The sequence below is a fragment of the Salmonella sp. SAL4457 genome (genome assembly GCF_046548235.1).
GTDB lineage: Bacteria > Pseudomonadota > Gammaproteobacteria > Enterobacterales > Enterobacteriaceae > Salmonella > Salmonella enterica.
In genome coordinates, this window is the sequence record NZ_JBGDZO010001070.1 from 1 (window position 1) to 247 (window position 247).

Consider the following 247-nt stretch of genomic DNA (forward strand, 5'->3'; position numbering starts at 1 on the left):
GTCCATGGCCAGGGCGTACTGCGACAGGTCGTTGGTGCCGATGGAGAGGAAGTCGGCGTGTTCGGCCAGTTGATCGGCGAGCAGGGCGGCGGAGGGCACTTCGATCATCACCCCGAGTTCGGGCAGGCGCTCGATCCCCAACTGCGTGGCCAGCTCGCCGAGGCGGCGACGGATGGCGCGCAGTTCGTCGACCTCGCTGACCATCGGCAGCAGTATCCGGCAGCGTTCCAGTGGTTCGACCCTCAGC

The 247-nt window shown here is 67.2% G+C and carries 1 protein-coding gene; it reads right to left on the minus strand.

The window, feature by feature from the left end:
• Positions 1-246 (minus strand): putative PEP-binding protein (locus ACLJNW_RS27475; RefSeq protein WP_410961722.1); only part of this gene is annotated, 246 nt, incomplete at its 3' end.
• Between the last annotated feature and the right edge of the window lies 1 nt (position 247).